The following is a 13,919-nucleotide window of genomic DNA, read 5'->3' on the forward strand; positions in this document are numbered from 1 at the left end:
GGAACCTCGGTAGGAAGGACAGGGCGCTGAGTCGATCCGAGGCTCTGCCGCATCTGGTCCTCCCGAGGTTTCGTGCGGCGTCCATTGTGCTTCAGGGGCCTGTGAAGGTCCATCGGTTTTCTCCCGCGTACGGCGAGGCTGACAATTCCTGGGTGAGAGCTCTGCTGTACCTGGTGGCCAGCCTCGTCCCCGGACTGGCGGCGGTGGCGATCGGGGTCATGGCGTTCGCCACGCCGTTCGCCGCGGCGCTGGCCGTGCCGGCCGTGCCCCTCGTGGCGTGGTTCGAGCGGTGGAGGCTCGGCTCGCCCCCTGCGCGGCACCGGTGGCGCGAGCTGGGGCTGGGCCTCGCCTCGCTGCTCGTGCTGTGGTGGATCGACCTGGTGATGATCGCGTTCGCGGTCGGAGGGCCGATCGTGCTGATCATCTCGCCGGCCGTACAGGAGGATCTCGGGCCCGCGATCGTCGCCTCGGTGGCGGGGGTCGTGCTGGTGCCTGTCGGGATCGCCGTCCTGCTGCTGTGGGGCAGGGCCCGCATGACCATGGCGAGGGAGCTCCTGGAGCCGCACAGGCTGGAGGAGGTCGTGGCGTCGAGGGCCAGGCTGGTCGACGCGTTCGACGTCGAGCGGCGCAGGATCGAGCGAGACCTGCACGACGGCGCCCAGCAGCGCCTGGTCGCGCTGTCGATGCGGCTGGGGCTGGCCAAGCTGGATCTGCCGCCGGGCTCGCCCGCGGCCGAGCAGGTGGCGAGCGCGCACGAGGAGGCCAGGCAGGCGCTGGTCGAGCTGCGCGAGCTGATCAGGGGCGTGCACCCGCAGGTGCTGACCGACAGGGGACTGGACGCGGCGATCGGAGAGGTCGCCTCCCGCTCACCGATCCCCGTGGAGGTCGAGACGGCGCTGGAACGGCTGCCCGAGCCGGTCGAGACGGCCGCGTACTACGTCGTCTCCGAGGCGCTGGCGAACGTCGCCAGGCACAGCGGCGCGTCACGGGCCTGGATCAGGGCCTCCCGGGCCTCGGGAGCGCTCGTCGTCGAGATCGGCGACGACGGCGCGGGCGGGGCCGACCCGGCCAAGGGCTCGGGGCTCACGGGGCTGGCCGACAGGCTCGCGGTCGTGGGCGGCAGACTGTCGCTGTCCAGCCCGGCAGGCGGGCCGACGACGATGCGAGTGGAGATCCCGTGCGAGTAGTGATCGCCGAGGACGCCGTGCTGCTGCGCGAGGGCCTGGTCGGGCTGCTGGAGCGGTTCGGCCACGAGGTGGTGGCGGCCGTGGGCGACGCCGAGGCGCTGACGGAGGCTGCCACCGAGCACAGACCCGACATCGTGGTCACCGACGTGCGCATGCCGCCGGGCTTCACCGACGAAGGGCTGAGAGCGGCGATCAGGCTGCGTGCGGACGGCCTGCCCGTGCTCGTGCTCAGCCAGTACGTCGAGCAGACCTACGCCGCCGAGCTGATGGACGCCGGCGAGGGCGTCGGCTACCTGCTGAAGGACAGGATCGGCGAGGTGGCCGACTTCGTCGACGCCCTGAACAGGGTGGCCAGGGGCGGGATGGTCATCGACACCGAGGTGGTGCGGCAGCTGCTCGGCCGCCGCCGAGACCCGCTCCGGCGCCTGACGCCCAGGGAGCTCGAGGTGCTCGGCCTGATCGCCGAAGGCCGCTCCAACGCCTCCATCGCCCGCGAGCTCGTCGTCACGGAGGCCGCGGTGGCCAAGCACATCGCCAACATCTTCGCCAAGCTCGACCTGCCGCCCGCCGCCGACGGTCACCGCAGGGTGCTGGCCGTCCTGGCCTACCTGAGGACCTGAGCCTCGAGGGCGCGCAGCCGCGCCGAGGCCAGCTCGAGGACCATCCGGGTGGAGGGGGAGAGCGTCGGGCCGTGCACGATCGCGAACGTGTCGTGCAGCGGCGGATCGAGCGGCGACCAGCGCAGCGTGTCAGGCAGCCGGTCGGCCAGCCGGTGCAGCACGCCCCTCCAGCTGACCGTCGCCGCCAGGCCGCGGGCCACGATCTCCAGCGCGGTCTCCGGGTCCTCCACCTCCACCCTGGGCCGCAGCACGTGACCCGCCGCCTGGACGGCTCGCGTGAGCGCGCGGCGGGTGGTGTCCTCCTCGCGCCAGCTCACGTGCGGCAGCACGAGCGGCTGCGACGCCAGGTAGGCGGGCGTGACGGGATCGCGGGCCTCGGTGCTGACGTAGACCAGCTCGTCGCGCATCACCGGGGTCACCGACAGCCCCTCGCCGGAGACCGGCACCGCTGAGACGGCCGCCTCCAGCCTTCCCCTGCGCACGTGGTCGAGCACCTCGGCGGAGTTCTGCCCGATGAGCTGGACGCGCACGCCCGGGTGCCGCTCAAGGACGTCGGCCACCAGGTCGGCGCCCAGGTAGAAGCGGGCGGTGCCGAACAGGCCGATCCGTACCGTGCCGGTCAGGACCTCCCGCACCGCGGCCACCGCCCTGCCCGCCTCCTCCACCGCGGCCAGGGCGGCGGCCGCGTGGGGGCGCAGCGCCAGCGCCGCCTCGGTGGGCACCACGCCCCTGCCCACCCGCAGGAACAGCGTCACCCGCAGGTGCTGCTCCAGCAGGCGCACCTGCTCGGAGATGGACGGCTGGGCGTAGCCGAGAGCCACGGCGGCGGCGGTGAACGAGCCGTGCTCCAGGGTGGCGAGGAAGCAGCGCAGCTGGTGGAGAGTGACCAAGGAATCCCCTATGGAATCCAAAGGAAAGCAAGGCTACCTCGATGGCTCGACGCTGCCTAGGTTGGCCGGTCATGGGAGTGCTGTGGTGTCTGGTGTCCGCGCTGGGCTTCGGCCTGTCGCCGATCTTCGCCAAGGAGGCCTACGCGTCTGGCGTCAGCGTGACGGGGATGCTCACCGGCAGGTTCCTCATCGCCGCCGTCGTTCTGTGGCTCGTCGTGGCCTGGCGCAGGCCCGCGCTGCCCGTCGCCAGGGTGGCGCTGACGGCCGTCGGGCTCGGCGGCGTCGGCTACGCCGTCCAGGCGCTGTGCTACTTCGGCGCGGTCGCCCGCATCGACGCGTCGCTGGCGGCGCTCCTGCTCTACACCTATCCCGCGCTGGTGACGGCGCTGGCCGTGGGGCTGCGCAGGGAGTCGCTCGACCGGCGCAAGCTGGCCGCGCTCGGCTGCTCGGCCGTGGGTCTGGTGCTCCTGCTGGGCCTGGGCGGCTCGGCGGCGCAGCTGTCGGGCGTGCTGCTGGCGCTCGGCGCGGCCGTCGCCTACTCGCTCTACCTGACCGTCGCCGACGGGCTGCCCGAGAACCTGGACGTCTACCTGCTGTCGGCGATCGTCTTCACAGCGGCGGCGGTCACGCTCGGCGTCACGGGCGGCCTCGACCTGCCCGCGACCGCCGAGGGCTGGGCCTGGACGGGACTGCTCGGGCTCGTCTCGACCGTGCTGGCGATGGTGGCGCTGTTCATGGGCGTGCGCCTGCTCGGCGCGCCGACCGCCGCCATCCTGTCGTGCGCGGAGCCCGTCGTGACGCTCGTGTCCACCTCGCTGGTGTACGGCGAGCGCCTCGCGGCGGGTCAGCTGGCGGGCGGCATCGCCGTCCTGGCCGCGGTGCTGGTGCTGCGGCTAAACCTCAACCTTGTACGGCAGCGCCAGCTCGTCGGCGGGCACGCCCCTGATGCCCCAGTTGACCGCGGGCATCTCGATGATCGTTAGCTCGAGGTCGTCGGTGGAGATCCCCAGCGCGGGTGCCTTCGCGAACACCTCGCGGATCAGCGCCCTCTTCGCCTCGTCGCTGCGACCCGTGAAGCAGACGACCTCGATGATCAGGTAGTCGTCGCCGCGCTGCGGGCAGATCAGGTCGTCGGCGTCGAGCAGCAGGAAGCGGTGGAAGCGCTTGCCCTCGGGCAGCCCCCACACCTTCACCACGCACTCGTGGAGCAGGTCGGAGATCTCCCGCTGCCGGCCAGCCCATACGTCACGCCGTCCGAAGACCTTCACTTGCGCCATATGGGGCAATATACAGGCGTGATCAGAATTCTCCTCGCCGACGACGAAGCCATGATCAGGGCGGGTGTGGGCGCGATCCTCGGCGTCGACCCCTCCTTCCAGATCGTCGCCGAGGCGGGGGACGGCAGGCAGGCCGTGGACCTGGCGATCAGCCACAGGCCCGACGTCGCGCTGCTCGACATCCGCATGCCGAAGCTCGACGGCCTCGCGGCCGCCGCCGAGATCCGCAGGGTGGCGCCCGGCACGGCGATCATCATGCTCACCACCTTCGGCGAGGACGACTACATCGCCAAGGCGCTCGACGTCGGCGCCAGCGGCTTCCTGCTCAAGTCGGGCGACCCGCGCGAGCTGATCGCCGGGATCCACGCCGTTGCCGGCGGCGCGGCCTACCTCTCGCCCAAGGTGGCGCAGCGCGTCATCAGCCAGCTCTCCGGCGGCCAGATGGCGCGAGGAGCGGCCGCCCGCGACAGGATCGACGTGCTGACCGACCGCGAGAAGGACGTCCTCGCCCTGGTCGGCGAGGGGCTGTCCAACGCGGAGATCGCCAAGCGGCTGTTCATCGTCGAGGGGACCGTCAAGGCCTACGTGAGCACGATCCTGACCAGGCTGGAGGTCCGCAACAGGGTCCAGGCCGCGATCGTGGCCTACGAAGCGGGCCTTGTCGGACAGGACCGATAACCTGAGCCTTGATGTACCGACTCCTGTTCTCGCAGGTCTTGCGGCGTCTCGACGCCGAGGCCGTGCACCACGCAACCGTCAGAGCGCTCGCGCTGCTCTCCACGCTGCCGCTGCTCAAGCGGCTGCTCCACCGCGCCCTCGCGCCGAGCGATCCCGCGCTGCGGGTGACGGCCTTCGGGGTGCACTTCCCCGGGCCGCTCGGCCTGGCCGCGGGGTTCGACAAGGACGCGGCCTGCGCCGAGGCGCTGTCGGCGTTCGGGTTCGGGCACGTCGAGGTCGGCACGATCACCGCCCACGCCCAGCCAGGCAACCCGCGTCCCCGCCTGTTCCGCGACGTCAGGCGGCGAGCGGTGATCAACAGGATGGGGTTCAACAACGCGGGGGCGCAGGCGGCGGCGCGCAGGCTGCGCCGTACGCGGGGGGTTCCTGTGGTGGTCGGGGTCAACATCGGCAAGACGAAGGTCGTGCCCGAGTCCGAGGCCGCCGCCGACTACGTGACCAGCGCCAAGGAGCTGGCCCCTCTCGCCGACTACCTGGTCGTCAACGTCAGCTCGCCCAACACGCCGGGGCTGCGCAACCTGCAGGCGGTCGAGCTGCTGCGACCGCTGCTGGCCGCGGTGAAGGAGGTCGCCGACTCCACGCCCCGCCGCACGCCGCTGCTGGTGAAGATCGCCCCCGACCTGGCCGACGACGACGTCGACGCGGTGGCGGACCTGGCGCTCGAGCTGGGGCTCGACGGCATCATCGCGACCAACACCACCATCCGCCACTCGGGTGAGACCGGCGGCCTGTCGGGGCGTCCGCTGAAGGAGCGCTCGATCGAGGTCCTGCGCAGGCTGCGGGCCCGCGTGGGCGACCGGCTGACGCTCGTGTCCGTGGGCGGGGTCGAGGACGTCGACGACGTGTGGGAGCGGCTGCTCGCCGGCGCCACGCTGGTGCAGGGCTACACGGGGATGATCTACGAGGGGCCGCTGTGGGCCTCCCGCATCCACCGCGGGCTCTCCCGCCGCCTGCGCCGTCACGCCACGACCGTCCCCGAGCTGATCGGCCGCACGGCGCCCGACCGCTCGCAGGGCTGAGACGCTCCCCCGCACAGGCGGGCCGCCGCGAGGCGACCCGCCTCAGGTGCCGACGGTCAGACGCTCGGCCTGGTCGAGGTGGCCGAGTGGGTCATCTCGTCCAGGTGCTCCATCGCGTTCATCACCGGCACGACGGCGGGGCGGTGCGGGCGGCCCTGCTGCCACGGGCGAGGGCCCGACAGCGGGCGATACTCCACGCCGAGCGCGTCGAGCCTGCCGAGGTGGCGCTCGAGCCTGCCCATGAAGTCGGAGCCGGCCTCTCCCGCCCAGGCGACCTCGGCCAGCGCGCAGGCGCGCGGCCACGCCCGGTAGTCGAGCACGCGCGCGTCGGGGATGCGCTCGCTCCACAGCTGCGCCTGCAGGCCGACCACGCGCTCGCGTTCCTCCGGCTCCCACGACGAGGGAGCCGGCTCGAACGAGGCCACGTCCGTCACGGTGATCGCGTCGCCGATGGCCATCGGCTCCTGCGCGGAGGAGGCCTCCGCGTAGTCGAAGTAGAGCGGGAACACCGGTGTCGCGATCACCGAGTGCCCCGCGGCGGCGGCCCTGCGGCCCACGCCCATGCCGCGCCACGGCATCACCATCGTGTCCTCGCGCAGCCCGCCCGCCACGAAGGCCTCGTCCCACACCACGGCGCGCGAGCCGCGCTCGGCCAGCACGTCGGCCAGCCGCCGCAGGAACCAGCCGTGCAGCTCGCCCACGTCGGCCAGGCCGAGCGACCGGCGGTAGGCGGAGATCTCGGCGGAGGCCTCCCAGTCGTCGAGCACGCACTCGTCGCCGCCGATGTGCACGTACGGCGTCGCGCCGAGCGCGCCGAGCAGCTCGTCGAAGACGGCCGTGAGGAAGTCGACGGTCGGCGGCAGCGGCGACAGGATCGCGGGGGAGATGCCCCACCTGTCGAGCACCTCGAAGCTCTCGCCCGTCGCGCCCAGCTCCGGATAGGCGGCCAGGATGGCCGAGGCGTGCCCCGGCACGTCGATCTCGGGAACGATGACGACCTCGCGCGCCCTCGCGTACGCGGCGATCTCGGCCAGGTCGTCAAGGGTGTAGTAGCCGCCGTGCGGGATCCCGTCGTAGGTGGGCTCCTCGCGGAAGTAGTTGGTGGCGGTGCGCGCCCTGTGGGAGGCCACCTCGTGCAGGCGGGGATAGGCCCTGCTCTCCACCCGCCAGCCCTGGTCGTCGACCAGGTGCAGGTGGAGCCTGTTGAGCTTGTGCGCGCCCATCAGGTCGATGACCCTCAGTACCTCGCGCTTGGGCAGGAAGTGCCGCGCCACGTCGAGGTGGAGCCCGCGCCAGCTGTGGGAGGGGGAGTCCTCGACGCGCACGCCGGGCACGGTCCACGCGTCGGTCGTGACCGCGCTGCGGTAGGTGGCGTCGGGAAGCAGCTGGTGCAGCGACTGCCCGGCGTAGAACGCGCCCGCCCTGCCGCCCGCGGTGATCTCGACGCCACGCGAACCGACGACCAGGCGGTAGGCCTCCTCGCCGAGCGCGGGGTCCAACCTGACGTCGATCGCGCCCGTGTCGCCGGGGCGCAGGTCGAGGACCGGTAGCGCCCGCCGTACGGCGTCGGCCAGTTCGGCGGGGCCCGAGACGGTGGCTCCGACGGCGAGCTCGTAGGAGCCGGACAGCGAGGACAGCACATTCGGGCGAGGCAGCAGCGTGTTCATGCCGGGAATGATGTCACTTCAGATAGTTTTGCAAACCGTCCGCCAGCGACTGAGCGATGCGCTGCCTGAAGGCGGCGTCCTTGAACTTGGCGGCCTCACCCGCGTTGCGCATGTTGCCGGACTCAATGAAGATCTTGGGCACGGTCGAGAGGTTGAGCCCGCCCAGGTCGTTGCGGAAGCTGAGCGCCTTCGACCCGATGTAGGTGGAGTACGGCAGGCCGGTGCCCTTCCTGAACGCGTCGCGCACCGCGACGCCCAGCTTGCGCGAGTCGTTCACCACGGGGTCGACGGGGCCGTTGATCTTCTTCGGGATGATCACGTGGAAGCCGCGGTTGGCGGCCGCCGAGCCGTCGGCGTGCACCGAGATGGCGGCGTCGGCCTTGGCCTTGTTGCCGATCGCGGCCCGCTCGGTGATGCAGGGCCCGACCCCGGTGTTGTCGGCGCGGGTCAGCTTCACCGTGGCACCGCGCGCCTTGAGGATCTTGGTGAGGCGCTGGGAGACGTCCCAGGTGAAGGCGGCCTCGGAGTAGCCGTCGTTCGTGGAGGTGCCGGTGGTGTCGCAGGCCTTCCACTGGGTCAGCACGTTGACCTGACGGTTGATGGCCTTCGGGTTCTTGTGGTTGCCCCCGTTGTGACCGGGGTCGATCGCGATGGTCCTGCCCTCCAGCGGCCTGTCGGCCGTGGGGGCCGCCGAACCCGCCGCGGGCGAGGCCGCGGGGGCCGACGAGGGCGCGGCCGAGGCGGACGGCTGGGCGGCCACGGGCGCGGCGACCCTCTCACTGTTGGCGGCGGCGCCACCGCACGAGGCGGCGGCCAGGCCACAGAGGGCGAGAGCGGAGGCAGCTAGAACACGCATGCGCTCCAACTTACGTGACCCCGCGGACTCACCAGACGTGTTCGCCGACTTCCTGGCGCTGGAGGAGGGCCGCCAGCTCCCTCGCGTCCTCGGCGTCCAGGCCGAGGACCACGCGCGGACGGCCCCACGGGTGGTCGAGGGAGTGGGCCACGTAACTGGCCACCGACTCGGCCCCCGCCTCGCCGCGCCCACGCCCCGCGCGCCAGTGCGCCCAGGCCCGCTCGAGTTCGGCCGCGGCGCGCTGGGCGCATGACACCAGTTCTGGATCACGCATGACTGTCCCCCGGGTCAGATACGGCAGTGACCCGTCCGAGTTAACAACCGGGGCCGCGGGGCGCCACGGCCGTTTGAACCAGGCTTGGGGAAGGCATCGGGTGAAGAAGACGCCCTCTTCACTCGTGGGCGGGGCCCGAGCTGCGCCGTACGATCAGCTCGGGTGTGACCTGGCGCAGGCGGGCGACCTTGCCCGGGTCCTGGATCCTGTCGCTCAGCAGCGCCGCGGCCGACCTGCCCATCGTGCGCCTGGGCTGGTCGACGGAGGTGAGGGAGATGTGGTGCACGCCCGCCAGGTGCGTGTTGTCGTAGCCGATGACGGACAGGTCCTCGGGCACGCGCAGTCCAAGCTCGCTCGCCGCCGACAGCACGCCGAGCGCGACCAGGTCGTTGGCGGCGAAGATGGCCGTGGGGCGAGGGTCGCGGGTGAGCAGCGCGCGTGCGGTGCGCCTGCCCCCCTCCTCCGTGCTCTCACCGTGCTCGACCATGATGTACGGCGCCAGCGCGTGCCGCCGCATGGCCACCAGGTAGCCCTCGCAGCGTGAAGCGCGCGAGCCCTCGATGTGCGCGATGCGCCGGTGCCCGTGCTCGACCAGGTGGTCGATGGCCAGACGGGCGCCGAGCTGGTCGTCGTCGACCACGATGTCGACGTTGTCGAGCTCGATGTCACGTTCCCCTACGACCACGGTGGGGGTGTAGGAGGTCGCCTCGATGAGGGTCTCGCTGGTCGGGGCGATGCCGAGCAGCACCAGACCGTCCACTCTCAACTCGAGGAACGCTTCAACGGCCTCGTCCTCGAAGGCGGGGTCCCACTGGCTGTTGCCGATCAGCATCCTCAGCCCGTCGCCGTGCAGGCTCTCCTGCAGGCCGTCGAGGAACTCGGCGTAGAAGGGGTTGTGCAGGTCGGCCACGAGCGCGCCGACCAGGTGGGTACGGCCCTCGACGAGGCTGCGCGCCACGGCGTTGGGGCGGTAGCCGAGCTCGCGGGCCGCCTGCAGGACGGCCTGCCTGCGATGCTCGCTGACGTGCGGGGAGCCGCGCAGCACGAGCGAGACCAGCGATTTGGAGACGCCTGCGCGCTCGGCGACGTTGCGGATGGTGGGTCTCGGGCGAGGCAACGTGTCTACCTCGACGACGGTCGTGTTGACTGACGGTCCTGACATGTGTCTCCCCCGCGATGCGTGGATGGGCACCTGTCTCACCAAACGATCGAGGACGCGGCAGGGTACGGGCCGAAGCGTTATTAGGCAGCGCCTCCGATAGTGTGCAGGGGTGACAGCAGGGAAATCCGCAGGCAGCGACACGCGTCCTGCGCGTCGCAGGCTGAGCGTGGATCGGCGCCGCGAGGAGCTCATGGCGGCCGCCCTCGAGCTGTTCAGCCGGCGCGATGCCGAGGACGTCTCCATCGACGACGTCGCCTCGGCGGCGGGCGCCTCCCGGGCGCTCGTCTACCACTACTTCGGCGGCAAGCAGGAGCTGTACGTCGCCGCGCTGAGGAGCGCGGCCGAGCAGCTCGAGTCGCGGCTGCGCCCCCAGGACGGCGGGCGCCCGCTGGACGAGCTGGCCTCAGGTCTCAGGCGCTACTTCGACTTCGTCGAGGAGCACGCTGCCGGGTTCGCCGCGCTGCTGCGCGGGGGTCCCGCCAACCGCGCGGGCGAGGTCGGCGAGATCGTCGACGGCGTGCGGCAGCGGTTGTTCCGGATGATCCAGAAGCAGATGCGGGTCGAGGAGCCCACCCCGTTGCTGCGCATCACGCTGCGGTCGTGGATCGCCTCGGTCGAGACGGCCGGGCTCGACTGGCTCGAGCATCGCGACGTGGAGCGCGCGACGCTGGAGAGGATGCTGGTGGATCACATGGTGGCGCTGCTCGGCGTGGCGGCGGCGCACGATGCCAGCGTGGAACTCCTCCTGAACGACCTCACCTGACGAGCGGTCGTCCGCCGTACGGCGTGGCGGCTCGAGGTCTCGGCTCCTTGGGGGGAGCCACGGCCCCGGGTGACCGGCAGGGCCGGGCGGGGGGTGAGGGGGTCGGCATCTCAGGGGGTGTGCGGGGTGGAAGGATGGCGCCGGGCGGGCGGCGCCAACTCCCGTATGCGTCCCCCGACGCGCGGGCGACCTGACTTCGTCACGCGGGTGGACCGGGCTGAGGAACCTGGCCCACCGTGAACCCCCCTAAGGATCGTGACGATCCCTGACTTACTCCGAGCGCTGCTGCGGAATCCCCGCGAGCAGAGCACGAACCTCGGTCTCCCGGTAACGCCGGTGCCCCCCCAGGGTGCGAATCGACGTCAACTTACCCGCCTTGGCCCACCGCGTGACGGTCTTGGGGTCGACCCTGAACATGGTCGCGACCTCGGCGGGCGTGAGCAGTGGCTCGGCCTCGGGTGTACGAGCTGACATTTGTGCGGCCTCTCCTCCGTGTGGACCGGCTCAGCGATCCTGTGACTGCTTCTGCGCGTGTCACGGATGTCCCCCTATGGCCCAGTGCGTGCGGCTTTTCTGGACCATATGCGGCATCACCCGAAGTGACCATACCGCCACGCTGAGCGATTGGCGAGCCCTTCTTTGACCCAACTGCCCGCCCACATGGCGATGTCACGCTCGGTGATTCTAGCGACACGTTTCGTGGTATCGCAGTGAAAACGGCAAACTACTCAGTTCGCAGAAGCGTGGAGTCGTGTCACGTGACCTACTCATGCAGGTCAGACCGTTTCTTTGGGGTTCAGTTGGCACTTTCCAGATGTTGCATTGACTTCCACCGCAAGATCACACGCTGATACATGGCAAAGGCAAGTTCTTCTTGACCTGTGTCCAGCCCCGTGAGGGCGGCTGAGAGCTCCGCGACCGACTGATCGGCCTGCAACGCCTCGTCGTCCATGAGGTGGACGAGGCCCCCGTAGTCGAGCTCCACCAGCGAGTGCGGATGGAACTCCTCCAGCCAGCGGGCGACGTCCTCGACCTCGAGGCCGGTGGCGACCTCTCCCACGTGCTTGCGGATGACCTGCAGCGCCCGCGCCGAGCGCCGCCTCGCCTGCGCCATGGAGGTCACGTAGATCAGGTTGCGGCCAGTCGTGGTCGTGGTGTCCTGGCCGTTGGCCGCCTTGCCCAGCACCAGCCAGCGCTCGTTGCCGTCGAAGGGCACGAACCAGGCCGGCGGCACGTTCCATGTCGTGGTCCTGATGTGGGTGCGCAGCGCCGCCGAACCGCCCTGCCGCTTGAACCTGTCGAAGTCGTCGGCCGTCTGCTCCGCGATCGCCTGGGGCACGAAGCTGTCCATGAGCTTCACGGGAGTGCTGCCACGGAAGTCTGAGAACGCCAGCCACGAGCGCAGACGGCTTTGCCATGGGCAGACGTAGAGCCGGTCCTCCACGCGCCGCAGATAGGCGTTGGGGCTCTCCTGGGCGGGCGCGGGATGCGGAGGCTTGGCGAGCAGCCTCCTGATGGACTCGCCGTGCTCGGCCTCGAGCGCGGTCGCCCTGCGCGGGCGGTCGCGCGAGTCCGCGTACGCGGCCCAGATCGCGCGCTCCTGCTCGGGGAACGCGGTCAACGGTTCGTAGACGCGAAGGTAAGCGGCGTAGGGCAGCACGCTGGCATCGTGTCACGAAGACACCCTGCTTGCACCGTTGTGGTCGCACAGGCCGCCCCGCCCGGGGGCGAGGCGGGCGACGGCAGGCCGTGCCGACCTCTAATCTGAGGAGGATCTCCGCCGCGAACGGTGCGGTGGACCGGACAGGGAGTCACTACCGTGACCGACGTCTTCGGCCAGTCCCACAAGGACTCGCATGAGCAGGTCGTCTTCTGTGCCGACAGGCAGAGCGGGCTGCGCGCCATCATCGCCATCTACAACACCGCGCTCGGGCCCGCGCTCGGGGGCACCAGGTTCTACCCGTACGAGAGCGAGCAGGCGGCCCTGGCCGACGTGCTCAACCTCTCCAAGGGCATGGCCTACAAGAACGCGCTCGCGGGGCTCGACCTCGGCGGGGGCAAGGCCGTCATCATCGGCGACCCGACCAAGGACAAGAACGAGGCCCTGCTGCGGGCCTACGGCCGCTTCGTCGAGTCGCTCGGCGGCCGCTACTACACCGCCTGCGACGTGGGCACCTTCAGCGAGGACATGGACCTCGTGGCCCGCGAGAGCCGCTACGTCACGGGCAGGACACCCGCCCACGGCGGCGCGGGCGACTCCTCCATCCTCACCGCCTTCGGCGTCTTCCAGGGCATGCGCGCCTCAGCCGCCCACCTGTACGGCACCAGCTCGCTGAGCGGCAAGCGGGTCGGAGTCGAGGGAGTGGGCAAGGTGGGCCACCGCCTGGTCGACCACCTGATCGACGACGGAGCCGAGGTCGTCGTCTGCGACGTCAGCCCCGCCGCGGTCGAGCGCGTACGGCAGCGCCACCCCTCGGTGGAGGTCGTCGCCGACGCCAGAGCCATGACCGGGTCCGACATCGACGTCTACGCCCCCTGCGCCCTCGGCGGCGCGCTCGACGACGACACCGTCGAGCGGCTCCGCGCGAAGATCGTCTGCGGCGGGGCCAACAACCAGCTCGCCCACGTGGGCGTGGAGAAGCAGCTCGCCGACCGCGGCATCCTCTACGCGCCCGACTACGTGGTCAACTCCGGCGGGGTCATCCAGGTCGCCGACGAGATCGAGGGCTTCAACATGGACCGCGCGCGGGCCAAGGCGACCCAGATCTTCGACACGACGCTCAAGATCTTCGGCATCGCCGCGGAGGAAGGCGTGCCCCCGGCGGTCGCAGCGGATAGGCTGGCAGAGCGCCGAATGTCGGAAGTCGGGCGTATTAGGGGCATCTGGCTGGGCGGCTGACGCCCCGGGCCCATACGACGTACCGAGCTGAGCGCAAAACAGGTACGGTAATAGGCGAACAAGAGACTGACGCCCAAAGTCATGGCGTCAGTGCGTGGTGCGTTAGCGACGAGGGGTCGGGGACGACCCCACACGAGGGGGTCGAGCCAATGGGGCGCGGCCGAGCAAAGGCCAAGCAGGTCAAGGTTGCTCGCCAGCTGAAGTACAACAGCGGTGGCACGGATCTTGAGCGTCTTCGCGACGAGCTCGGAGTCTCTGACTCCAACCACAGTGACGACGACGCCGACGACCTCAACGATGAGCTGGCGGATCGCTATGCCGATTACGCCGACGACTACGGCGACGATGACGACGACCGGCCTTCCGGGCGTCGATAGCTGATCTGTTGTCGGGGTGAGCCCCGCGGGTGAACCACCCGTGGGGCACTTCCGCGTTTCCACCCGGCTCTCCCCGACCCGGGCACACCCTGCTTCCCGACCAGCGCCACGAACTGGGAACGCGGCCGGTCGTCGGGGGGTGGCGATCAGGGCCACGAAGTGGGTACGCGGCTGGTCATCCGGGTGGCGA

General features: G+C 70.8%; 16 protein-coding genes. 8 read left to right on the forward strand and 8 right to left on the reverse strand.

Going from position 1 to position 13,919, the window contains the following annotated elements:
* Positions 1-152 precede the first annotated feature (152 nt).
* Both ABFX55_RS39280 and ABFX55_RS39285 read left to right on the forward strand, forming a co-directional pair.
* Positions 153-1,187, forward strand: coding sequence for a sensor histidine kinase (locus ABFX55_RS39280; RefSeq protein WP_346128298.1), 1,035 nt, complete (start codon positions 153-155; stop codon positions 1,185-1,187).
* Positions 1,178-1,807 carry a response regulator gene (locus ABFX55_RS39285; RefSeq protein ID WP_346128300.1) on the forward strand — a complete coding sequence of 210 codons (630 nt, stop codon included), beginning with the start codon at positions 1,178-1,180 and terminating at the stop codon, positions 1,805-1,807. The genes ABFX55_RS39280 and ABFX55_RS39285 overlap by 10 nt, the downstream gene beginning before the upstream one ends.
* Here the strand turns inward: ABFX55_RS39285 and ABFX55_RS39290 are convergent.
* A complete protein-coding gene (locus ABFX55_RS39290; RefSeq protein ID WP_346128301.1) occupies positions 1,792-2,697 on the reverse strand; it encodes a LysR family transcriptional regulator in 906 nt (301 codons plus the stop codon). The genes ABFX55_RS39285 and ABFX55_RS39290 overlap by 16 nt on opposite strands.
* Before the next feature lie 71 nt (positions 2,698-2,768).
* On the opposite strand from ABFX55_RS39290, the gene ABFX55_RS39295 reads away from it, so the two are divergent.
* A complete protein-coding gene (locus tag ABFX55_RS39295) occupies positions 2,769-3,680 on the forward strand; it encodes a DMT family transporter (RefSeq protein ID WP_346128303.1) in 912 nt (303 codons plus the stop codon).
* On the opposite strand, the gene ABFX55_RS39300 is transcribed toward ABFX55_RS39295, so the two are convergent.
* Entirely contained in the window at positions 3,591-3,974 is a 384-nt protein-coding gene (locus ABFX55_RS39300) for a tautomerase family protein (protein ID WP_346128304.1), read from the reverse strand. The two genes, ABFX55_RS39295 and ABFX55_RS39300, sit on opposite strands and share 90 nt — an antisense overlap.
* Before the next feature lie 18 nt (positions 3,975-3,992).
* Between ABFX55_RS39300 and ABFX55_RS39305 the strand changes: the two genes are divergently transcribed.
* Together ABFX55_RS39305 and ABFX55_RS39310 are read left to right on the forward strand one after the other, a co-directional pair.
* Positions 3,993-4,652, forward strand: a complete 660-nt coding sequence (locus ABFX55_RS39305; protein ID WP_346128305.1) for a response regulator — start codon at positions 3,993-3,995, stop codon at positions 4,650-4,652.
* Positions 4,653-4,663: 11 nt separating this feature from the next.
* Positions 4,664-5,731 (forward strand): quinone-dependent dihydroorotate dehydrogenase, encoded by a 1,068-nt coding sequence (locus ABFX55_RS39310; protein ID WP_346128306.1) that lies wholly within the window; start codon positions 4,664-4,666, stop codon positions 5,729-5,731.
* A gap of 56 nt (positions 5,732-5,787) precedes the next feature.
* Here ABFX55_RS39310 and ABFX55_RS39315 read toward each other — a convergent pair whose 3' ends face one another.
* The 4 genes from ABFX55_RS39315 to ABFX55_RS39330 form a co-directional block, all read right to left on the reverse strand.
* A complete protein-coding gene (locus tag ABFX55_RS39315; protein WP_346128308.1) occupies positions 5,788-7,398 on the reverse strand; it encodes a beta-N-acetylhexosaminidase in 1,611 nt (536 codons plus the stop codon).
* 13 nt (positions 7,399-7,411) lie between these two features.
* Entirely contained in the window at positions 7,412-8,254 is an 843-nt protein-coding gene (locus ABFX55_RS39320; RefSeq protein ID WP_346128310.1) for an N-acetylmuramoyl-L-alanine amidase, read from the reverse strand.
* Between the two features lie 28 nt (positions 8,255-8,282).
* Positions 8,283-8,528, reverse strand: a complete 246-nt coding sequence (locus ABFX55_RS39325; protein WP_346128312.1) for a hypothetical protein — start codon at positions 8,526-8,528, stop codon at positions 8,283-8,285.
* Between the two features lie 118 nt (positions 8,529-8,646).
* Entirely contained in the window at positions 8,647-9,690 is a 1,044-nt protein-coding gene (locus tag ABFX55_RS39330) for a LacI family DNA-binding transcriptional regulator (protein WP_346128313.1), read from the reverse strand.
* A 109-nt stretch (positions 9,691-9,799) separates the two neighbouring features.
* Here ABFX55_RS39330 and ABFX55_RS39335 point away from each other — a divergent pair, with 109 nt between their 5' ends.
* The gene (locus tag ABFX55_RS39335; RefSeq protein ID WP_346128315.1) at positions 9,800-10,453 is read left to right on the forward strand and encodes a TetR/AcrR family transcriptional regulator; all 654 of its coding nucleotides are present in this window, start codon (positions 9,800-9,802) and stop codon (positions 10,451-10,453) included.
* Between the two features lie 270 nt (positions 10,454-10,723).
* Here ABFX55_RS39335 and bldC read toward each other — a convergent pair whose 3' ends face one another.
* Positions 10,724-10,927 carry a developmental transcriptional regulator BldC gene (gene bldC, locus ABFX55_RS39340; RefSeq protein WP_013133571.1) on the reverse strand — a complete coding sequence of 68 codons (204 nt, stop codon included), beginning with the start codon at positions 10,925-10,927 and terminating at the stop codon, positions 10,724-10,726.
* Between the two features lie 322 nt (positions 10,928-11,249).
* Positions 11,250-12,113: a DUF8083 family protein gene (locus ABFX55_RS39345; RefSeq protein WP_183654360.1), complete on the reverse strand. Its 864-nt coding sequence runs from the start codon at positions 12,111-12,113 to the stop codon at positions 11,250-11,252.
* 159 nt (positions 12,114-12,272) lie between these two features.
* On the opposite strand from ABFX55_RS39345, the gene ABFX55_RS39350 reads away from it, so the two are divergent.
* The gene (locus ABFX55_RS39350) at positions 12,273-13,352 is read left to right on the forward strand and encodes a Glu/Leu/Phe/Val family dehydrogenase (RefSeq protein WP_346128316.1); all 1,080 of its coding nucleotides are present in this window, start codon (positions 12,273-12,275) and stop codon (positions 13,350-13,352) included.
* A gap of 149 nt (positions 13,353-13,501) precedes the next feature.
* Complete coding sequence (locus ABFX55_RS39355; protein ID WP_183654366.1) at positions 13,502-13,729, forward strand: DUF3073 domain-containing protein; 228 nt, start codon at positions 13,502-13,504, stop codon at positions 13,727-13,729.
* Positions 13,730-13,919 lie beyond the last annotated feature (190 nt).

Origin of the sequence: Nonomuraea roseola (assembly GCF_039535395.1) — a bacterium.
Lineage (GTDB): Bacteria > Actinomycetota > Actinomycetes > Streptosporangiales > Streptosporangiaceae > Nonomuraea > Nonomuraea roseola.

Coding starts and splice junctions, on each gene's coding strand:
- ABFX55_RS39295 (WP_346128303.1), top strand. CDS start 2,769: ATGGGAGTGCTGTGGTGTCTGGTGTCCGCGCTGGGCTTCGGCCTGTCG.
- ABFX55_RS39300 (WP_346128304.1), bottom strand. CDS start 3,974: ATGGCGCAAGTGAAGGTCTTCGGACGGCGTGACGTATGGGCTGGCCGG.
- ABFX55_RS39310 (WP_346128306.1), top strand. CDS start 4,664: ATGTACCGACTCCTGTTCTCGCAGGTCTTGCGGCGTCTCGACGCCGAG.
- ABFX55_RS39315 (WP_346128308.1), bottom strand. CDS start 7,398: ATGAACACGCTGCTGCCTCGCCCGAATGTGCTGTCCTCGCTGTCCGGC.
- ABFX55_RS39320 (WP_346128310.1), bottom strand. CDS start 8,254: ATGCGTGTTCTAGCTGCCTCCGCTCTCGCCCTCTGTGGCCTGGCCGCC.
- ABFX55_RS39325 (WP_346128312.1), bottom strand. CDS start 8,528: ATGCGTGATCCAGAACTGGTGTCATGCGCCCAGCGCGCCGCGGCCGAA.
- ABFX55_RS39330 (WP_346128313.1), bottom strand. CDS start 9,690: ATGTCAGGACCGTCAGTCAACACGACCGTCGTCGAGGTAGACACGTTG.
- bldC (WP_013133571.1), bottom strand. CDS start 10,927: ATGTCAGCTCGTACACCCGAGGCCGAGCCACTGCTCACGCCCGCCGAG.
- ABFX55_RS39355 (WP_183654366.1), top strand. CDS start 13,502: ATGGGGCGCGGCCGAGCAAAGGCCAAGCAGGTCAAGGTTGCTCGCCAG.